The organism is Runella zeae DSM 19591, assembly GCF_000423565.1.
GTDB lineage: Bacteria > Bacteroidota > Bacteroidia > Cytophagales > Spirosomataceae > Runella > Runella zeae.
Genome location: NZ_AUIF01000010.1, coordinates 161,142 through 181,404 on the forward strand (window position 1 = coordinate 161,142; position 20,263 = coordinate 181,404).

The 20,263-nt window shown below is 41.8% G+C and carries 18 protein-coding genes; 14 read left to right on the top strand and 4 right to left on the bottom strand.

The window, feature by feature from the left end; genetic code table 11:
* Nucleotides 1-9 precede the first annotated feature (9 nt).
* Together G563_RS0102795 and G563_RS0102800 are read right to left on the bottom strand one after the other, a co-directional pair.
* Nucleotides 10-657, bottom strand: coding sequence for an SdpI family protein (locus tag G563_RS0102795; RefSeq protein WP_028663959.1), 648 nt, complete (start codon nt 655-657; stop codon nt 10-12).
* The gene (locus G563_RS0102800; protein ID WP_028663960.1) at nt 654-911 is read right to left on the bottom strand and encodes an autorepressor SdpR family transcription factor; all 258 of its coding nucleotides are present in this window, start codon (nt 909-911) and stop codon (nt 654-656) included. Before G563_RS0102800 ends, G563_RS0102795 begins: the two co-directional genes overlap by 4 nt.
* A 176-nt stretch (nt 912-1,087) precedes the next feature.
* Between G563_RS0102800 and G563_RS0102805 the strand changes: the two genes are divergently transcribed.
* From G563_RS0102805 to G563_RS33575, 13 genes are all read left to right on the top strand, one after another.
* Nucleotides 1,088-2,356 (top strand): OmpA family protein, encoded by a 1,269-nt coding sequence (locus G563_RS0102805; RefSeq protein WP_051210721.1) that lies wholly within the window; start codon nt 1,088-1,090, stop codon nt 2,354-2,356.
* 152 nt (nt 2,357-2,508) lie between these two features.
* Entirely contained in the window at nt 2,509-3,177 is a 669-nt protein-coding gene (locus G563_RS0102810) for a CBS domain-containing protein (RefSeq protein WP_028663962.1), read from the top strand.
* A gap of 175 nt (nt 3,178-3,352) precedes the next feature.
* Complete coding sequence (locus G563_RS0102815; protein ID WP_028663963.1) at nt 3,353-4,228, top strand: NAD kinase; 876 nt, start codon at nt 3,353-3,355, stop codon at nt 4,226-4,228.
* Nucleotides 4,229-4,315: 87 nt separating this feature from the next.
* Nucleotides 4,316-5,299, top strand: coding sequence for a hypothetical protein (locus G563_RS0102820; protein WP_028663964.1), 984 nt, complete (start codon nt 4,316-4,318; stop codon nt 5,297-5,299).
* A 28-nt stretch (nt 5,300-5,327) separates the two neighbouring features.
* Entirely contained in the window at nt 5,328-6,017 is a 690-nt protein-coding gene (gene porG / locus G563_RS0102825; protein WP_229598429.1) for a type IX secretion system protein PorG, read from the top strand.
* A gap of 64 nt (nt 6,018-6,081) precedes the next feature.
* Nucleotides 6,082-7,101, top strand: a complete 1,020-nt coding sequence (locus G563_RS0102830; RefSeq protein WP_028663966.1) for a dipeptide epimerase — start codon at nt 6,082-6,084, stop codon at nt 7,099-7,101.
* Nucleotides 7,102-7,115: 14 nt separating this feature from the next.
* A complete protein-coding gene (locus G563_RS0102835) occupies nt 7,116-8,189 on the top strand; it encodes an aminotransferase class I/II-fold pyridoxal phosphate-dependent enzyme (RefSeq protein ID WP_028663967.1) in 1,074 nt (357 codons plus the stop codon).
* Between the two features lie 155 nt (nt 8,190-8,344).
* Nucleotides 8,345-9,046, top strand: coding sequence for a DUF2306 domain-containing protein (locus tag G563_RS0102840; protein WP_028663968.1), 702 nt, complete (start codon nt 8,345-8,347; stop codon nt 9,044-9,046).
* A 124-nt stretch (nt 9,047-9,170) separates the two neighbouring features.
* Nucleotides 9,171-9,641, top strand: a complete 471-nt coding sequence (locus G563_RS0102845; protein WP_028663969.1) for a MarR family winged helix-turn-helix transcriptional regulator — start codon at nt 9,171-9,173, stop codon at nt 9,639-9,641.
* 392 nt (nt 9,642-10,033) lie between these two features.
* On the top strand, nt 10,034-10,684 hold the full coding sequence (locus tag G563_RS0102850; RefSeq protein WP_028663970.1) for a TetR/AcrR family transcriptional regulator: 651 nt from the start codon (nt 10,034-10,036) through the stop codon (nt 10,682-10,684).
* 115 nt (nt 10,685-10,799) lie between these two features.
* A complete protein-coding gene (locus G563_RS0102855; protein ID WP_028663971.1) occupies nt 10,800-12,155 on the top strand; it encodes a TolC family protein in 1,356 nt (451 codons plus the stop codon).
* A 73-nt stretch (nt 12,156-12,228) separates the two neighbouring features.
* Nucleotides 12,229-13,365, top strand: coding sequence for an efflux RND transporter periplasmic adaptor subunit (locus tag G563_RS0102860; protein WP_028663972.1), 1,137 nt, complete (start codon nt 12,229-12,231; stop codon nt 13,363-13,365).
* 89 nt (nt 13,366-13,454) lie between these two features.
* Entirely contained in the window at nt 13,455-16,913 is a 3,459-nt protein-coding gene (locus G563_RS33575) for an efflux RND transporter permease subunit (protein ID WP_229598430.1), read from the top strand.
* A gap of 81 nt (nt 16,914-16,994) precedes the next feature.
* On the opposite strand, the gene msrB is transcribed toward G563_RS33575, so the two are convergent.
* Nucleotides 16,995-17,504 (bottom strand): peptide-methionine (R)-S-oxide reductase MsrB, encoded by a 510-nt coding sequence (gene msrB / locus G563_RS0102875; protein ID WP_028663973.1) that lies wholly within the window; start codon nt 17,502-17,504, stop codon nt 16,995-16,997.
* 74 nt (nt 17,505-17,578) lie between these two features.
* Here msrB and G563_RS0102880 point away from each other — a divergent pair, with 74 nt between their 5' ends.
* Entirely contained in the window at nt 17,579-18,451 is an 873-nt protein-coding gene (locus G563_RS0102880; RefSeq protein WP_028663974.1) for an Rpn family recombination-promoting nuclease/putative transposase, read from the top strand.
* A gap of 51 nt (nt 18,452-18,502) precedes the next feature.
* On the opposite strand, the gene G563_RS0102885 is transcribed toward G563_RS0102880, so the two are convergent.
* Nucleotides 18,503-20,212, bottom strand: a complete 1,710-nt coding sequence (locus tag G563_RS0102885) for an alpha/beta hydrolase (RefSeq protein ID WP_028663975.1) — start codon at nt 20,210-20,212, stop codon at nt 18,503-18,505.
* Nucleotides 20,213-20,263 lie beyond the last annotated feature (51 nt).

The window sequence follows — 20,263 nt, forward strand, 5'->3', positions numbered from 1 at the left end:
GAATCAAGTTTAATTACTTTTCTCTTGGCGGTATACCACATACGAATAAATCAACAAACCAAACGTAGTCAGCATCGTAAGGCCTACTGTCCAGACAATCTTCCAAACTCCAGGTAGCCATACCACCACTAACGCCCCTACAATACCGATGGCAAAAAATAGACGAGCGCCCGTTTGATGGGTTTTGCGCCAAACCGATTCGCTCTCTAAAGTCCAAGGGGTACGTATTCCTACAAAATAGTTTGATTTGATATTGTTGAGATAATTGCCGATTCCTGCCAACAACAAAAACACCCCGACAAATATCAAGTTAATGAACAGTTCGTCGGTTACTCTTTGGATAGCCGACCGAATTACCAACACGTGTACAGCACTCAAAAAAGTTAGAATAAGTAATATAAGTTTAGGATAGTGCTTCGAAAGCTGAGCTTGGTCGAGGCGAGGATCTATTTTAGGAACATATTTCATAAAAAAATACATCCCAACCGAAATCGCACTCAAAATCATCAACGTCCATTTTGGCCCAAATCCATCAGGCTCGCCACTCGGCCCAAAATGAGTCGGGACTATAGCGGGCAGCTGATTCCAGACAAAAGCCAAATACACAAGAGGGGCAGCAATTACACCCCAAGTCCAAAGGGCAAGGTTCTTTTTCATGATTGTTTGAGGTTAAAAATCCAAGACATTAATTCATCTAAAACAGTAGTGTTCAAGCTATAATAAATAAATTGCCCACGTTTGTCGGCCACCACTAACGCCGCTTGTTTGAGCAAATCCAAATGATGCGAGATACTGGGTTTAGTCATTTCAAAACGTTCGGCAATCTCGCCTGCGGTCAGGTCTCCCTCACGCAGTATTTCTAGGATTTGGCGGCGGGTTGGGTCATTCAATGCCCGAAAAAGTGTATTCATTTTATTTAAGTATTTAGACAAATATCTAATTATTGATTTGAAAAATTCAATAATTTTTAGGTAATTGGTCAAAAGGAATGTTGAAAGGCCGATTATTAACTATTTTTAACAAACTGCTCGCACTAATCACTTGCCAGTCGCGTTATTGGGCGAGAGAGTAATTACTCCTTTTGACCATGAAACGAATTTTCTATTCATTTGCCATTTCTTGCCTGATGGTCGTTGGGGCTTTTTCCCAAAAAATCACGACTCTTAGTCCTTACGTAGAGCGGCAATCTCAGGCTTATGTAACTATCACTAAAGTAGAACTCACTGATAGTTACACCATTATGCATTTCACCTACAAAAATACGCGCAGTATTTCTAATCGCCGAGGTGGCCGAGATATGGAAGAACTTTACAAAGTTTTTCCTGAGTTTAGGGGTTTGATGGAACGAGGCACTTCTACTGAGTGGATACATATCGACCCACGCAGTCGTCTCTACAAACCCGGTGATGCCACCAAAAAATTTCGGTTTGTAAGAGCTGAAGGGATTCCTATTAGTCCTGATACTTTGGTAGTCAAGCCCGGGATGGAAGTAAAATTTAGGGTTTATTTTCGACGTCTTGACCCCGGTATTGAAGTTTTTGATATGTTTGAAGGCGATGACCGTGGCTCTCAGCAGTTTTGGAATTTTTATGGAATTCACATCCGAAACCCCAAAACGCCCCCTCCTGCCACGCCCAAACCCCAACCCGAAGCTAAAAAAGAAGAACCACCTGTAGTGGTGGAAAAGCCACAAACTACTCCTCCACCGCCTGCTGTCGAAACACCCGCCCTAACTTTAGTGACGGTAAAAGGAAACATCATAGATGCCAAAACCAAAACTCCGATTGCAGCTAAAATTAGCTATATAGTTCCAAGTGAAAACAACGGGCTAGACTCTATGCAACTATCGGCAAGTTCGGGGAAATTCAAAATCAGCTTGGATGCGGGCAACAAATATGCTTATTCTGCGTCTGCCAAAGGGTATTTCCCGGCCAATGGAGCTTTTGATTTGACTCAAACCAAAGGAGGCCAAGAAATAAGCAACGATATTTTGTTGACTCCGATTGCAGTAGGTGAAGCGATTACACTCAACAATATTTATTTTGATGTCGCAAAGTATGACCTTCTTCCTGCCTCTTCTGCTGAGCTTAACAATTTGTTGGGGTTGATGAAGGAAAATCCAAATATGGAAATCAGAGTAGAAGGGCACACTGACAATCTTGGAGATTTTGACAAAAATGTGGAACTTTCCCAAAATCGTGCCAACGCCGTCAAAAAATATTTGGTGAGTAAAGGAATCGATTCAAGCCGCATAGAAGCGCGAGGCTTGGGGCCAACGCGCCCCGTCACAAAAGGCAATTCGGAAAGCGAGCGTCAACGCAATCGTAGGGTCGAATTTGTCATTATCAAAATGTAGTTTTTATAATCTTAAAATAGATTTTTCGTAGACATAAGGTATGATTTTTGTAAGTCAAAATTTAAAATGCGCTTAATATCAAAGAATTCACTCCATAATTTTGGAAACTTTAAATAACTTTTCTAAGTTTTCAAAAAAAACACTTATCACCCATGCTTGCCGAAGAACTCATCAACCCTACCACCCCGATACTGAGACCATTTGACTCAGTAGGGCAAGCCGTTGACTTAATGGACGAATACGGTACAAGACAGCTCGCTTTAGTAGATGAAGAAATCTACAAAGGCTTGCTAAGTGAGGATACTTTGTTAAACCTTCTTGACGATACACAAACACTTTCGGAGCTAAACTTACCTCCTAATCCTATCCATGCCAATCTATTTCAGCATATCTATGAAGTGATAGGAATTGCAAATCGATATCAGCTTGATACAGTACCCGTCTTGGACGAAGACAATCTATACGCGGGTACTATTCTGGTCAGTGATATGATGGCTAAGTTTGCCACGTTACTTGGTAGCCAAGAGACAGGGGCTATTGTAGTTCTGAAAATGGCCAACCGCGACTATTCATTGACCGACATTAGCCGACTTGTTGAATCAAATAATACTAAAATTATAAGCACTTATTTTTCTGGTTCAGAATACGGCTCACTCGACCAAGCTACCCTAACCCTTAAGCTCAACCACTCCGAAGTTTCGGCAGTAGTAGCTACACTCGAACGTTTTGGGTACACCGTCGAAAACGTATTTGGAAGTACTCCTTTTGATAGTCCAGATCGTCATCGGTTGGATTTATTGATGAGATATTTAGAAACCTAGCCGCTCAAGGAGCTTTTTCTTTTGTATCAGGCCACAACAAGTTTTTTTAGTTTTATCATTTTAATACCCAATGGCTGTTCTAAAGAGTCTTTTGCGAGGAGATTGTGCGCAAACGCATTGTTTGAAAGAGTAATATCATACCTTTGCGTCCAAATCTATCCCCGAAGCGATAAAGATGAAAATCGCCATTCATGGACGTAATTTTGCCTTAGAGACGGCACCTTTTGTACAAACCCTGTTTGATAATCTCCATCAAAAACAGGTCGAAGTTTCGATTTCGTCTTCGTTTTATTCATTTCTTCAAAGCGTAGGTATTAACTCCTATTCTAAAAAAACCTATCTTCACCCCCACGGAGCGCCCGACACTGATTTTATCTTTAGTATCGGGGGAGATGGTACTTTGCTTGAATGTGTCATGCAGGCTCGTTCTCGTCAAATTCCTATTCTGGGCTTCAATACGGGGCGTTTGGGTTTTTTGGCTACGGTATCACCCGCTAGTATCCAAAAAGCCCTTGAATCTTTTTTTGATCAACAATTTCAAATCGAAGATCGCACTCTTGTGAGCCTGCATTCAAGCGCAGATTTGTTTGAAGATTACAATTTTGCCCTCAATGACTTTACCATTACCAAAACCGATACGTCATCAATGATTACCGTTCATGCGTATCTAGATGGGGAATTTCTCAACTCCTATTGGTCTGATGGTCTGATTGTGTCTACTCCTACTGGTTCTACAGGCTATTCGTTAAGCTGTGGAGGGCCGGTGGTATTACCGACCAACAACATTTTCATTATCACCCCTATTAGCCCTCACAATCTCAACGTGCGCCCCATGATTATCCCTGATGCTAGTAAATTAAGTTTTAGGGTAGAAAGTCGTAGCAGCAATTTTCTGGTATCTCTTGATTCTCGCTTCCGAATCGTAGACGAAACTGTGACCTTGATGGTAAAAAGAGAAAATTTCAATGCCCGTCTGGTCAAACTCAACCAAGATAACTTTGTGGAGACATTACGTACAAAACTACATTGGGGTTTGGATGCCCGAAATTAATTCTCGGCGCAATTTTTGTAGGGGTATTCAATAAATGTGTTCATTTATGCGTTGAAAGCAAAAGTCACGCATCAATCAGTAAAGCGAATGAAAGTCAAAGTATTTTTAGGTTCTGTGTTGTTTACGCTACTATTGACGTACACGTCCGAAGCCCAGCGCCGTCGACGAAATCTTTTTGAACAATATTCTACCGTCAATTTTGGTATAGGTACGGCTTCGTATATGGGCGAACTTGCGCCTTATCGCACTCCCGTTAGGACTGTATTTAAGATGATGCGTTGGAATGTAAATGCGGGCTATACCAGGCATTTTACACCTCATTTGGCAGCTCGGCTAGGTCTTACGTGGGCACGTATTGCGGGAGATGACGAATACTACAATCGAGGAGGAGAGCCCCACCCTAGTTTTTATGTACGCAACTTACATTTCCGTAACGATGTTAAAGAACTCAGCTTAGTGGGTATCTATAAACTCAGAGGGGATGGCCGTAGCCCTAATCGACGAGCTACTTTTACGCCTTATTTGTTTGGTGGAATCGCTGTCGCGGCGCATAATCCTAAAGCCAAAAGCCCTAAAGAAGCACCTTTTAATAATGAGTGGGTCGCCCTCCAACCATTAGGTACCGAAGGACAAGGACAGCCTGGCTATGCCAAGCCGTACTCATTGGTCACATACTCTATTCCTTTTGGGTTAGGGTTTTCGTGGAAATACAACGAGCACTGGAACATCAGTTTTGAAGGCGGGTTTCGCTTCAGTGGTTCTGATTATCTTGATGATATAGGTGGTCTATATCCAGATCCTAATGTCCTCAAAAACGACTTGGCTCGTGCCATGTCAAATCGTACCTTAGAGCGTGTATCAGCACGTACCGGCAAAGATCGTACTGAAATGGTGAGGAGAATCACCCAACCAAATGCTGACCCCTCAGTCGATCCTTTTGCCGAACCTTTAGGTGGGTATCAACAAGGTGATTATAGAGGTAGTTCTTCTCGCAAAGATCAATATCTTTTGTCTAGTATTACGGTTAGCTACGTGATACCGAGTAAAATAAAGTGTCCTCCTATTCGTTGATAATCACCAAAAGAGACGAGATAAAACCGTGAAGTATAGCATAAAAATCCTCTTTATTGGCTTCCTGTGGGGAGCCTTTTCTTTAGGAACAATCGCTCAACGTATCAATATAGGTGCTGGTTTAGGCGGGTTTAACTACAAAGGGGACCTATCACCTGCTTTTAATGTACAAAATTACTTGCCAGGTGGACACGCCTTTTTTCGCTACAACATCAGTCCCTCGGTATCGCTGAGAGCAGGCGGGACATTGGGTATCACTGGGGCCAAAGACAGCCGCTCATCAGATCCTTTCAATCAAGCGCGAAATGCTTCTTTTAGATCCCGTATTACAGAAGGAAGTCTAATTACGGAGTATAATTTTTTGAATTATAGCCAGAAAAGAAAGGCCAAAAATTGGACTCCTTACTTATTTGGAGGATTGGGCTTTTACAAATTCAAGCCTCGTACCAAAACAAGTGATTATAAAACCACCCAACTCAATATTCCTTTTGGTGCTGGTATCAAATGGGAATTTAAACGTCCCTGGAGCCTAGAGTTTGAGTTTGGAACTCGTAAGCTGTTTACAGACTATTTAGATGATTTGGGGAGTAATGTTCCTCTATCGCAAAAAACCCAGCTAGGAAATCCAACCACCAAAGACATGTATTATTACACGTCGATTACGATAAGCTATACTTTTTACTCCATCATTTGCCCACCCGGCTTTTCGACTTATTAAAATAATACTAAGTTTGTATTTGACCTTGTAGCCTATCCTTGGGTAGGCTTTTTATATTATTGCTATGCAACTTTTCTTTCATCAATTCGACTTACGCCTTCGTCATACTTTCACCATCGCTCACGACTCGCGCGATTCACAGCCTACGCTTATTGTTGAATTAAAAGATGGAGCCTTCAGCGGGTTTGGAGAAGCTACGTCCAACAAGTACTATGGTATCACTATCGATAGCATGATAAGTGCGTTGGAAAATATACGTGAACTTATCGAAAACCATTCGCTATCATCTCCCGAACAATTATGGGAAGATACTCACCCCTTTTTGTCAGACAATCCCTTTGCGCAATGCGCACTCGATGAAGCAGCGCATGACTTATGGGCAAAAAAACAAGGGAAAAAACTATATGATGCGTGGGGCCTTTCGCTAGACTCAATACCCGTTACTGATTATACCATTGGGATAGACAGTATTGATAAGATGATTGCCAAGATGAGCGAATTTCCTTGGCCGCTTTATAAAATAAAACTTGGTACTACTCATGATTTGGAGATTATCAAAGAACTACGAAAACACACAGATGCGGTTTTTAGAGTGGATGCCAATTGTGCGTGGAATGCCCCCCAAGCCATAGAATATAGTTTTGAACTTAAAAAATGGGGGATAGAATTTATCGAGCAGCCACTCCCCGCTCATGATTGGGAGGGGATGAAAGAAGTATACCTTAAAAGTGCATTACCGTGCATTGCTGATGAAAGTTGTATTGTAGAAAGCGACGTAGCAAAATGTGAAGGGTATTTTCATGGAGTAAACGTAAAACTCACCAAATGCGGTGGGCTTACTCCAGCCCGTCGGATGCTCGCAGAAGCCAAAAGCCTAGGAATGCAAACAATGGTAGGATGTATGAACGAAAGTAGCGTGGGGATTTCGGCAATTGCTCACTTGTTGCCCCTGCTAGACTATGTAGACATGGATGGCACACTACTCATCGCCAACGACCCCGCCACGGGAGTCACTTTTGACAATGGCAAAATAATCTTTGCCAACGAAAATGGCACAGGGGCTTCTTTAAAAACTATCATATAGGCAAAACTCTGAACGTGAACCACTTCTATCAAACAACTCATCTTCCCAATCGCACTATTTTACTTGAGGGGAAAGAATACCTCTATTTCAGTGGCACCTCTTATTTGGGTCTCCCCCAAAACCCCCACTTTCAGGCACTTATCAAAGAGGGCGTGGATGATTATGGAAACGTATATGGCAGTTCTCGTAATGGCAATTTACAATTGGATATCTACGAAAAAGCTGAGCATCAATTAGCAAATTGGGCGTATGCTCCCCAAGCTTTGACTTTATCGTCGGGGATGTTGGCTGGCCAAGCTACCATTCGCCAACTCATGCTTGAGGGCTACACCTTTGTGTATTCGCCTGATGCCCATCCTGCGGTTTGGCATGTGCCTCAAGTAGAAATCCCTACCATTTCTTTTGAAGAATGGAGTCAGTCTATTACTCAAATATTGGCGGCTATTTCAGGTTCCAAAGTGGCGATTGTCACCAATTCCGTAGATGCTCTACGCGGAAGATCTTATGATTTTGAATGGGTATATCAGCTTCCTGATACCCACGACATTGTTTTGGTAGTAGACGATTCTCACGGGCTTGGGGTCAGCGGCAACGAAGGCAAAGGTATTTGGCAAAAACTCCCACAACTTCCTCACATCCGAAAAATCGTTACGGCCTCTTTAGCTAAAGGGATGGGGTTGGCAGGGGGAGTGATTTTTTCGGATAGTGATACGCTACAGCGCATTCGTTATTCGGCCTATTTTGGCGGCTGTTCACCTATCGCTCCTACCAATTTATATGCCTACCTTCATGCTACCTCTTTGTACGAAGCAGCTTATCTTCAATTACAACAAAACCTGCAGCAGTTTTCGTCGTCCGTAAAATCACTGTCCCTTTTTCCTTTTATAGACAATTACCCTGTTTTTTATACCCTTCACGATGAGTTGTATTCTTTTTTACTGGAGAAAAATATCCTCATTTATAGCTTTTCTTACCCCAAACCTACCGACAAAGCCAATACTCGTATTGTACTCAGCGCCTGGCATACCACCGAAGATATAGCCAACCTAAGCAGTGCTTGCCATGAGTTTGCATCTAGCTATTTATAAAAGAAGTTTTTAAGCAATAAAACCCTCTTTTGCGATCCCGCTTCAACCTCTTCTTCTGATTCCTGACTCTTCCCTGATGTAGCTTCATCAGAAATCCCCTGTTTTATACTTCTCTCTTCACGAGATTTGGTTCATCATTTTAAACCTTTACAGACATGAAACCTTTTCTCATTTTCTTACACGTATTCATTGGTTTTGTAGCACTTGCCGTAGGACTTATCCCTATGTTTTCAAAGAAAGGAGGGCGCCTCCACAACGTCACCGGCCTCATCTATTACTGGTCTATGGTCATTGTGGCTATTACAGCATTGCTTTTGGTAGTCATTTCCCCACTCAACGACGGCCGATTGTTTTTGACAGGTATTGCTATTTTTAGTTTTTACTTATGCTTTACGGGTAAAAGATCCCTAAAACAACGCAGCGGAACACCCACCCGTTGGTATGATTGGGGTATTTCGGGACTTATGGCTATTACTGCCCTAGCCATGATTACCTACGGGAGTAGCTTGCTTTTTCGAAGTCTCGCCCAACAAACTTTTGATATGATGGGTATTCTCTTCATTGTATTTGGGATTTTTAGCGGTACCAATGCCCGTTACGATTTTCGGAAATACCTCCAACCCTCCTCTGCTAAATATGGCTCCAAAGAGTGGTTTTTTATTCATATTGAGCGTATGGGAGGCTCTTATATCGCTACATTTACGGCTTTTGCGTTGGTCAATGTCCGCTATGTTTTTCCTGAGGCACCTAGTAGTGTGTATATTGCCACTTGGATTATGCCTGGGATGATTGGTGGTATGATCATTGGCAGAGTGATGCGTCAATATTTATCAAAGCGTAAAGTCTTAACTACTTAAACGCTATATAAACATATCAAGATTAAGAACTATATTTGCCTAGTTGATCTGTGTCAACTTTCTTGAAGCTAATAGTATATTTTTATTAACTTTAAGACATATCATTTGACATCCAATATAGGCAATGCGCAAAGAAAAAACTGTTGACTTTCACATCAAATGGGCATGGCATGCTATTTCACGCATGTACAACACCTACGCTTCGCGTCGCTATGGGATGACGATGGCTATCGGGTATGTGCTCCTCAATATTGATACCGAAACCGGTACTCCTGCTACCAAGATTGGTCCTTCGATTGGGATGGAACCTCGCAGCCTTACCCGAACGCTTAAAACCCTTGAAGAAAAAGGCTGGATTAGGCGCGAAATCGATGAAAATGACAAACGTTTTGTAAAAGTATTTTTGACCGAAGAAGGTCGGATAAAACGGGATATGGCTCGCGAAGGAGTAATTTCTTTCAATACGATGCTACGAGAACAAATCCCCCTTGAAAAATTGGTTATATTTTTTGAAGTTATCAAAGAAATTAACCGACTTGTAGATGAAGAAAACAACAAAATCAAAGCGGAGCCACAGATACAAGAAGAGTTTTAAACTCTTCTTGTTCTTTTTTATACCCTGATTCTTCCCTTTTGTCCGCTTTTTTTCCCAGTTCGCACTATTTCAATAGCCTACCTAAAGCACTGCATTTACATTTGTAATACTTATTTTAAGAGAAACAGCAAAAACAATTTTTTCTTAAAAAAGTACCAAAGCAAAAACCCCTCAAATCGCTATTTTGGCGTTTTTAAAAGTTTTTTTCTTTGAGCCAATCACTACTGACATACCGTTGTCAGTGTACAATATTTTATTTGTAGTAAATATTTGGCCTATTAACAGCCCTTTCTCCAAATATTATCTTTGAATAAAGTCACAAAAAAACTTTGGAAACTTTGAACTTTCTTGTAGTTTCCAAAGTTTTCATCTAAAAAAAGTGAAAATAGATAGTGAGAGAAAGAATCCTTGAAAAAGCCCAAGAACTGTTTTTTCGGTTTGGGGTAAAGAGTGTAACAATGGACGATATTGCTAGAGAACTAGGAATATCGAAGAAGACCATTTATCAGCATTTTGAAGACAAAAATTCGATGGTTTGTGCGGGAGTAAAACATCATTTTGAATGTGACCATTTTATTTCGGAACAAATCCACAACGAAGCCCCTAATCCGATCGCCGAAGCGGTAATGGGGGCCGAAATGATGCGCCAAACGATGTCAGGATTGAATCCTTCGGCGATTTTTGACATTAAGAAGTATTATCCCCAAGCTTGGGATATGTTTTCACAATACAAAAAAGGATTTGTACTTGACTTAATCCGCCGTAATCTAAACAAAGGCATTGAAATGGGGCTTTACCGCGCCGATATCAACATAGAAGTGATTGCACGCCTACGCCTCGAACAAATCGAAATGGGTCTTGACCCTTACATTTTTCCACTGGGTCAATTCAATCCTTTAGAGACTCAGCTTGAGCTGCTTGACCATTTTTTGCGAGGTATCGTTACGGATGAGGGACTGATTTTGTATGAAGAATACAACAAAACACACATTACCTTACCCCAATCTACCGCTCACTTATTCAACAATAAAAGTACCTATTAACAGCTATCTTAAATTGTTTCACTACTTAACTTCCTCTAAAACTATGATTATCAAACCACTATACATCTTCTAATAACAGCCCAATTTCTTAACAATCCAATTTCTCAAACATTATATGCAACACCTTCAACTCAAATGGAAATGGCTGGTAATGCTTCTGTTACCTCTCTTTCCTGCCTACAGCCAAACGCGTTATAGTCTTCAAGAAGCTATTCAATATGGCATAACGCATAACATCAACGTCAAAAATACCCAAACCGACGCACAAAGCGCCGAATCGCGCATCGGTGAGATTCGGTCGGTGGGGTTGCCACAAGTAAGTGCATCCGTAAACATTCTAGACAACTTAATTATCCAAAAGGCGATTCTACCAGCCGCATTTGTGGGAGGTTCGGCTGATGATCCTCCAGTGGCTATTCCCTTTGGTGTAAAATACTCTGGCACGGCCGCAGCTCAGCTCAATCAAATCATTTTCAACGCTCAATGGTTGCTGGGACTAAAAGCAGCACAAGCTTATCGAGAGTTGGCTATTAAAAACGTAACACAATCCAAGATTCAAGTAGCCGAAAATGTCGCAAAAGCTTATTACAGTGTTTTAGTAGCCGAAGAAAGAGCTAAACTTTTGGATTTGAATATCCAACGTTTGGATAGCCTCACTCGCGAAATGAGTGCTATGAACCAAAAAGGATTTGTGGAAAAACTCGATGTAGATCGTTTGGAAGTATCGCTCAACAACCTCAAAACGGAACGTTCTAAGGTTCAGAATCTAGTAGATTTAAGCTACTACATGCTCAAATTTCAGATGGGTATGAAGCTAGATGAAGCAATCGAACTTACCGACCGCATCAACGAAAACGAGGTAGCCCGCATCGAATCAGATGTAAAAGCCGAAAACAGCACTCCTTTCAGTTATGACCAACGTATCGATTACTCCATCCTCAAAAGTAACCTACTACTCTCTGAAATGGATGTAGAAAACAACAAGCGGGGGTATTATCCTACAGTAGCTGCTTTTGCGGGTTATGGGTACAACACGGGTCGTAACAAATTTTCAGAATTGTTTAGCTCTCCTTGGTTCAACAACTCAAATATTGGAATTAATATCAGCATTCCAATTTTTGACGGTTTTGCAAAAAAATACAAAATCCAACAAGCAAAATTTACCGTTGACAAAGTAAAACAGAGTTTGAGCTTGGTAGAGCAATCCATTGATTTACAAATCCGTAGTGCTAACATTACGATTTTGAATGGCCTCGAAACCCTCAAAACTCAAAAGCGTAATCTGGATTTGGCCCAAGAAGTAGTGCGGGTCTCTAAAATCAAATACCAATCAGGAACAGGCTCAAACATTGAGGTTATCAATGCAGAGTCGGCTCTCAAAGAAGCGCAAACCAATTATTTTGCCTCACTCTATGATTTGCTTTTGGCAAAAATAGACTTAGACAAAGCCAAAGGGAAATTAAACTACTAAAAATCGTCTGTCTTGGAAAAGCTTTAACTTTTTTCAAACATAAGAGACAGAAAATCAAAACCATATCGTCATTATGAAAACACAATACATTCTTTTATTAACAGCCACATTGCTCATAACTGCCTGCGGAGGCGAAAAGAAAGCCAATACAGTAGCAGAAAAAAAAGAAGCCTTGGCCCAATTGAAAGCCGAAGCCAAAACACTCACTGAAAAGATAGCCACTCTTGAAGCCGAACTCAAGGCCGCCGACCCCACTATGAAGGCTGCCGAAAAAGTAATGCCCGTGGTAACGACTGCGCTTCAAACCCGCAACTTCAAAAGTTTTATTGAAATTCAGGGTACTGTCGAAACCAAAAACACGGCCACAGCCACTCCTCGTATGGCGGGGACTTATACTACGGTATACGTAAAAGAGGGCCAAAGTGTAAAAGCAGGACAGCTGTTAGCGAAGATAGACAATGCAATTTTGATGGACCAAATCGCCGCTCTCAAACAACAACTTGAACTAGCAAACACGGTTTTTGAAAAACAAAAATCACTTTGGGATCAAAAAATCGGTACGGAGATTCAGTACTTACAAGCCAAAAACAATAAAGAGTCTTTGGAAAAAAACTTGGCGGTATTGAATACCCAAATAGACATGTATAATGTATACGCTCCTATCAGTGGTGCAGTAGAGAAAGTAATGGCCAAAACAGGCGAAATAGCCGCTCCGGGTATGCCTCTTGCAAGCATTGTAAACCTTGGAAGTCTCAAAGCTACTGCCAATGTGCCTGACGTATACGTGAGCAATATCAAAATGGGAGATGCGGTAAAGGTGCTTTTGCCTGATTTAAATCGCGAAATCAACGCTCGTATTACGTTTATTAGTAAGCTCGTAAACCCCGCCAATCGTACCTTCAAAATTGAAGCCTCGATTCCTACAAGCGGTGATATCAAGCCCAATATGCTTTCTGTATTAAACATCGCTGACATCAACAAATCCAACGCCTTGGTGATTCCTCAAAATTATATTCAAAGCACCGAATTTGGAGATGTCGTATATGTAGCAGAGACCGAAGGCAACAAAAAAATAGCAAAAGCTCGTAAAGTAAAAACGGGAGTGTCATATAACGGCGAAATCGAAATCATGGAAGGACTCCAAGCTGGAGATTTGATTGTGACGGAAGGTTATCAGGATTTAGTGGATGGACAGGCAATTAGTTTCTAACAAACCGTTAATTGTTATTCGTTAATTTTGGCTATCTCAAAGATACGGCTAGCCATTAACTAACAACGATTAACCTAAACCGTAAGGTTATGACAACCCTAAAAGACTTTAAAATTACCCGTTGGTGCTTAGAAAACAAGACTACGGTATATCTCTTTACAGCCATTATCTCGTTGGCGGGCTTGTTTATATATTTCACCATGCCCAAAGAGCAGTTTCCCGAAATCGCCGTTCCCACGGTGATTGTATCGACAATCTATCCGGGTGCTAGCCCTTCGGATATTGAGACGATTATTACCAAACCTATCGAAAAGCAAATCAAAGCGGCGAGTGGCGTTACAAAAATCAAATCCAATTCGATTCAAGATTTTTCTCTTATTACGGTTGAGTTTTCGACCGGCATCAAAGCTCAAGAAGCCAAGCAGCGTGTAGCTGATGCTGTTGACAAAGCCTTGGTAGATCTCCCCACCGACCGCAAGCAAGACCCTGCGGTACAGGAAGTAAACTTCTCGGAGTTTCCAATCATGAACATTAACTTGGCAGGTAACTACTCGTTGAAAAAATTGAAAGACTATGCGGAACAATTGAAAGACGAAATCGAGTCGTTGCCTGAAATCACGCGTGTTGACATCGTAGGAGCGCTCGACCGCGAAATCCAAATCAACTTGGATTTGTATAAAATGCAAGCAGCGGGGGTATCATTTTATGAAATCCAAAATGCGATTCAGGGAGAAAATATCAATGTCTCGGGTGGAGAGCTCAACGTTGACAATGTCCGCCGAAACCTGCGCGTAGTGGGTGAGTTTAAAGATGCTCGTCAGTTAGAAAATATCATTGTTCGCTCTTCTACAGGAGCTACTCTCCGCTTGGCCGAGATTGCCGAAGTAAAAGACGGTTTTGCCGAAAAACAAAGCTACGCACGTTTGGACGGAAAAACGGTAATTACCCTTAACGTCATCAAACGCGGCGGCGAAAACCTGATTTCGGCAGCCGATGAAATCAAGGCTATTTTGAAAAAATACGAAGAAACAAAATTCCCTGATGGACTTAAAATCAGCTTGACCAACGACAGCTCCGAACGTACCAAAGTAGAGCTAAACGACTTGCTCAATACGGTTATTTTGGGCTTTATCTTCGTGGTACTGGTGTTGATGTTTTTTATGGGAGTCCAAGATGCGATTTTCGTAGGGCTTTCGGTTCCTCTTTCTACGTTGGTAGCATTTGTATTGTTTCCAGTGATTGCTTCGGCTACGGGTATCACTTTTACCCTCAACACTATCGTTCTTTTCGCCTTTTTATTAGGGCTAGGGATTGTGGTAGATGACGCGATTGTGGTTATCGAAAACGCTCACCGCGTTTATAATGAAGACAAAAAACTCACTCGTAATGAGGCGATTTCGTATGCGGCGGGCGAAGTATTTGTACCAGTATTGTCGGGTACACTCACTACGATTGCACCTTTCTTACCCCTTTTGTTCTGGCCGGGTATTGTGGGTGAATTCATGAAATTTTTACCATTGACTCTCATTATTACGCTTTTTGCGTCGTTGTTTGTAGCCTATGTCATGAACCCTGTGTTTGCATCCTCCTCTCTCAAAAGAGTAGAAGAACACGCCAATGAAGACAAATCTTTCAGAGCGATTCTCAAACCTGTTCTGATTTTGGCAGGGGTATCGATTGTGGGTTATATTATCAATTTCGGTATCGGCAACTTGCTTGCCCTCATCACACTTTTGTATATTTTCAATCACTATATCCTCACACCTCACATCATCGTACCATTCCAAGAGAATGTGTTTCCTCGTCTTAAAAATGGCTATCGGAAACTCATCGCTTGGGTTATTACGGGGCGGCGTCCGTACGGAGTATTCGCGGCGGTCATTGGATTGTTGATCGGAACGTTTGTATTGATGGGAGCCTTCCCACCCAAATCCGTCTTCTTCCCAAGTGGTGACCCAGATTTTGTATACGTTTATTGTGTAATGCCCCAAGGAACAGATGCCTCAAAAACCAACGAGGTCATGAAGCAACTAGAAGACCGCGTGTATAGTGTCATTGGCAAAAACAGTCCCGTAGTAGCTTCTGTTATTACCAACATTGGTATCAACGCAGGAGACCCCTTCAACCCCGACCGCACCGTGGTACCGCACAAAGGAAAAATCACCGTGGCGTTTAAGAGTGTGGAAGAGCGGGTACATCATGGTGTTTCGACTTCCGATATTTTGGCTAAAGTTCGGGAAAAAGTAAAAGGGATTCCTGGTGCTCAAGTCACCGCCGAGCCTGAAAGTAATGGACCTCCAACCGGAAAACCCGTAACGATTGAGATTGCAGGTGAGGATTTTGACCAGCTTGTCAATGTGACCGCTACTGTGAAGAATGCGATTATCAAATCTGGTATCCAAGGAATTGAAGAACTAAAGTCAGATTTGGTATTGAACAAGCCTGAAATCATCATTGATATCGATCGCGAACAAGCCGCCCGCGAAGGTATCAGTACAGCTCAAATCGCTTTGCAGATAAGAGGAGCTTTGTTTGGAACAGAGGTTTCAAAATTCCGCGATGATAAAGACGATTATCCTATCATGGTACGTTTGAAAGAAGGTGATCGCAATCAGATTGAAAAGCTTTTGAGTATGAACGTGGTGTATCGTGATATGAATTTGGGTGGGGTATTGCGCCAAGTTCCTTTGAGTACCCTCACAAACATCCGCTATGCCACTACCTACAGTGGTATCAACCGCAAAGACCAAGAACGCGTAGTGACATTGTCATCAGATGTATTGGGAGGTTTCAATGCCAACGATGTCAATGCACAAATCAAAGACGTAGTGGACGGCCTCGACATCCCACAAGGATACAATATCCGCTTAGGAGGTGAGCAAGAAGAACAAATGAAATCAATGCAATTTTTAAGTGTTGCATTTTTGGGTGCTATCTTGTTGATTTTCTTAATTTTGGTAACTCAATTCAATTCTACCAGCAAGCCATTCATTATCTTCTTTACGGTATTGTTTAGTTTGATTGGGGTGTTCTTAGGATTTATGGTTACTGGCAAAACCATGTCTATCATCATGACCGGGGTTGGTATCTTTGCCTTGGCCGGGATTGTAATTAAAAACGGTATCTTGTTGATTGAGTTTACGGACGAGCTCAAAGGACGTGGATACCCTACTCGTCAAGCACTTATCGAAGCAGGAGCGGCTCGTTTGACCCCTGTGTTGCTCACCGCTTCGGCTTGTATTTTAGGTTTGATTCCATTGGCGTTAGGGATGAACATCAACTTTGTGACGTTGTTTACGGAGTTCAATCCCCAAATCTTCATTGGAGGTTTTAGTGCCTTGTTTTGGGGACCATTGGCTTACACCATCATTTACGGTTTGATTTTCAGCACGACCCTTACTCTACTTGTAGTACCCACAATGTACTGGATAGTAGAACGTTTGAAGGCTCGTTTGAGCAAAAAGCCAGCCGAGCAACCTGCCTATTCATTCTCAAATGGCACCGCCAACGGCAATGGCAATCACGTAGAACAAGAAGTAGAAATTTAAGAATTTTGAAGGTTTAGAGAAGCTTGGTAAAAAAAAGCCGTTCCTTTGGAGCGGCTTTTTTTGTGAATAATAAAAGACATTTCATTGCTCTGTTGATGGCACCTCCACAAACTTCAACGCCAGCGAATTCATGCAATACCGTTGTCTAGTGGGCGAAGGACCGTCGTAAAAAAGGTGGCCTAAATGCCCATTACACCGCCTACACCGCACTTCTATGCGCTCTTCTCGTTCTGAAAAATCTCGTTTGTATAAAAGGCAACTAGGTGTGGCAGGTTGCCAAAAACTGGGCCAACCCGTACCGCTGTCGTATTTTTGGGCCGAATGAAAAAGCAAATTGCCACAGGCGGCGCAGTGGTAGTCTCCTTTGCCTTTAAAATCATGATACTCATTAGTAAAAGGAGCCTCAGTAGAGCCCTCCCGTGTGACGGTATAGACGCCGTCGTCCAGAATTTCTTCCCAAACACTGTTTGATAGGCGTACCTCCGTGGTGTCCGTCAACGAAAAATAGGGATTGTGTTTGGGGGCGTTGTTGGCACGTTGACAACTGATAAAAATGAACAAACTAATTAAAATTTTACAGTAACGTTTCATGAATTTGGTTTAATAAACTGACATTTAGATTGCAAGTTGTTTTTTGTAAATTTGTACAACTACCACAGACGACTATGAAAGCAAAATACATAAATCCTTACACTGATTTCGGTTTTAAGAAAATATTTGGTGAAGATGCAAGTAAACCTTTACTAATTGATTTCTTGAATGCGCTTTTACCCGAACAGAGCAAAATTATTGACTTGACCTTCAAAAATACCGAACACCTTGGTTTGACTGAGTTTGATAGAAAGGCTGTTTATGATATTTATTGTGAAAATGACCGAGGCGAGAAGTTTATTGTTGAATTACAAAAGGCAAAGCAAAATTATTTCATTGATCGAACGATTTATTACTCAACCTTTCCTATTCAAGAACAGGCCGAAAAAGGATACTGGAGCTATAATTTAAAAGCCGTTTACTGTATTGGGATATTAGACTTCACTTTTGACGATTACGAAAGCGAACCCGAACGTAGTGAAGTGGTTCATACTGTTCGATTGAAAAACCAAAACAATAAGGTTTTCTACGAAAAGTTGACTTATATCTACCTTGAGATGCCTAATTTTTCGAAAAGTGAAGCCGAGCTTACCACTCGATTAGACAAATGGTTGTACTTCATTAAAAACCTAGAAGATTTCCAAACAATTCCCTCCATTTTTAGAGACGAGGTATTTGAAAAAGCTTTCCAAAAAGCCGAGATTGCCAATATGCGCTTACCTGATTTAGAAAAATATCAAGCTAGCTTAAAAATCTTCAGGGACAATAAAGCCGTGTTTGATTATGCACGTGAAACAGCATTTGATGACGGGAGAAGCCAAGGGGTAATTGAAGGGAAACTTACTAGAGAAAGAGAAATAGCCCTTTCACTTAAAGAACGAGGAATGTCAGCAATAGAAATACACGAAATAACGGGGCTTTCGATGGATGAAATACCTAGCCTTTAATGGCTTTTCTCCCAAAACCAATTGTTTAAATTTCGGGAGAAAAAACATTTCTTAATACCGCCAACTCTTCAAATCAGCACCTACGGGTGCTTCCGCTTCGATACGCTTCAGGATTTTGGGAATGTACATGGTATTGTAGCGAAGCCGCGATACGTAGTTGGGGACGTTGGGGTCGCCATTCCAGCAATGTTCAAATCGATCACCGTATTTTACTTCGCCGTCGTAGTGAGGATTTTTGGTTGTTTTTAAGAAATCTTCCATCAGATACACCGCGTTGTTGAGGTAATAATTGTCCATATCACCGCAGTAAATATGGATTTTGCCTTGAAGTTTTTTGCCCACTGTAGCCCATTGACGTTTGAGAATGTGCATCAAATCGTAGTTATCAGACCAGTATTTTGCTACACTATGGTCGATTTTGCCCGTTTCTTTGTCCCAAATAGGTTTGGGATATCCATTTTCACCCATAGGTGAGTAAGTCGCTTGCCAAATATCCCACTGGTCGCCCGAGCGCGAATTGTCGCCAATCGCCAATTCACGGTGGTTGATTTCTTCAATGGTACATTTGACCTGCCCCAAATAATTGCGCATTCCAGGGCGAGGCGTTTTCTTAAAATCGCTTGGCAAGAAATAAGCGTTTTCGTCTTTATAAATATTAATGACGGTATAAGCCTCAAACGTAATGGGGTCGGGACAAGCGGCAAAACAGCCGTTGTATTCGTCAGGATAAAAAACTTGTGCAGCAAGTGCTTCCCAGCCTCCTGTACTTCCTCCGTAAAGGAACCGCGCCCAACCTTGGCCGATACCTCTAAAACGCTTTTCAATCTCAGGAATTAACTCATACGTAATAGCATCACCATAAGGCCCCATGTTGGCCGAATTGACGGCATACGAATCGTCATAATAAGGCGTAGCGTGCTGGATTTCGACGATGAGCATTCTTGGAAAATCCTTGCTGGTCCATTGTTTGTAAAAATTATAGGCTTCTTGCCAAACAAATTTTTTGTACCCATATATCCCAAAGCGCGCAATGTAGTCGGTCGTATCCATGTCGGCTGGAGGGGGCGTTTCTTTAAACCCATCAAAATCGGCTGGAAAATGTCCGTGATTGATACAAATAGGGTATTTAGCTTCGGGGTGCTCGTCGAAACCGTGCGGTAAGAGGATATGCGCTCCCAAGTACATCGGACGTCCCCAAAATTCGGTCAAAAGCTTACTTTGAATTTTGATGTGTTTGATGTATTTCGTGTCTTTGGGTTCAGGTAGCAACGGATTTTCTTGGTCAAGTACAAGTTTTACTACTTGCTTGGCCTTGGGGTCATATTTGATTTTGAAGGGTTTTGAATACAAATTACCCGGGGCTGTACGGTAGTTTTGGCCTTCGCCTCGATCCATAGGCAGTTTTACGGTATGGCCTGTTTTAAGCTTAAAAGTTTCGTATTTGTGCAAAAGAGCTTGCACCCAATATTCACCTGCGGGAAAATCTTTGAGCGATTTGACGGGGTATCCATAAGCCGACGTCGCGACCACTACGGGTTTATCAGCCTGCCAAGCATCGACATTCTGGCCAAATAGTTGTTGAGAACTTGGCTCATCGTTTACTTGAAAACGAGGTTCGGATTTGTTGTCTTTAGCCAAAAACAACATCAAACGCCCGTCAAAAGTACTTCCCTTGGATTTGGGAAAACTAACCGAAAACTGAGTTTGGGCGGAGGCAAAAGAAGCCCACAAAAAAGTAAAAAGTAGCAGAATTCGCAGCATACTGATCAGTTGTAGATTGTTGATTGATTACCAATTTTACAACTTATTCAC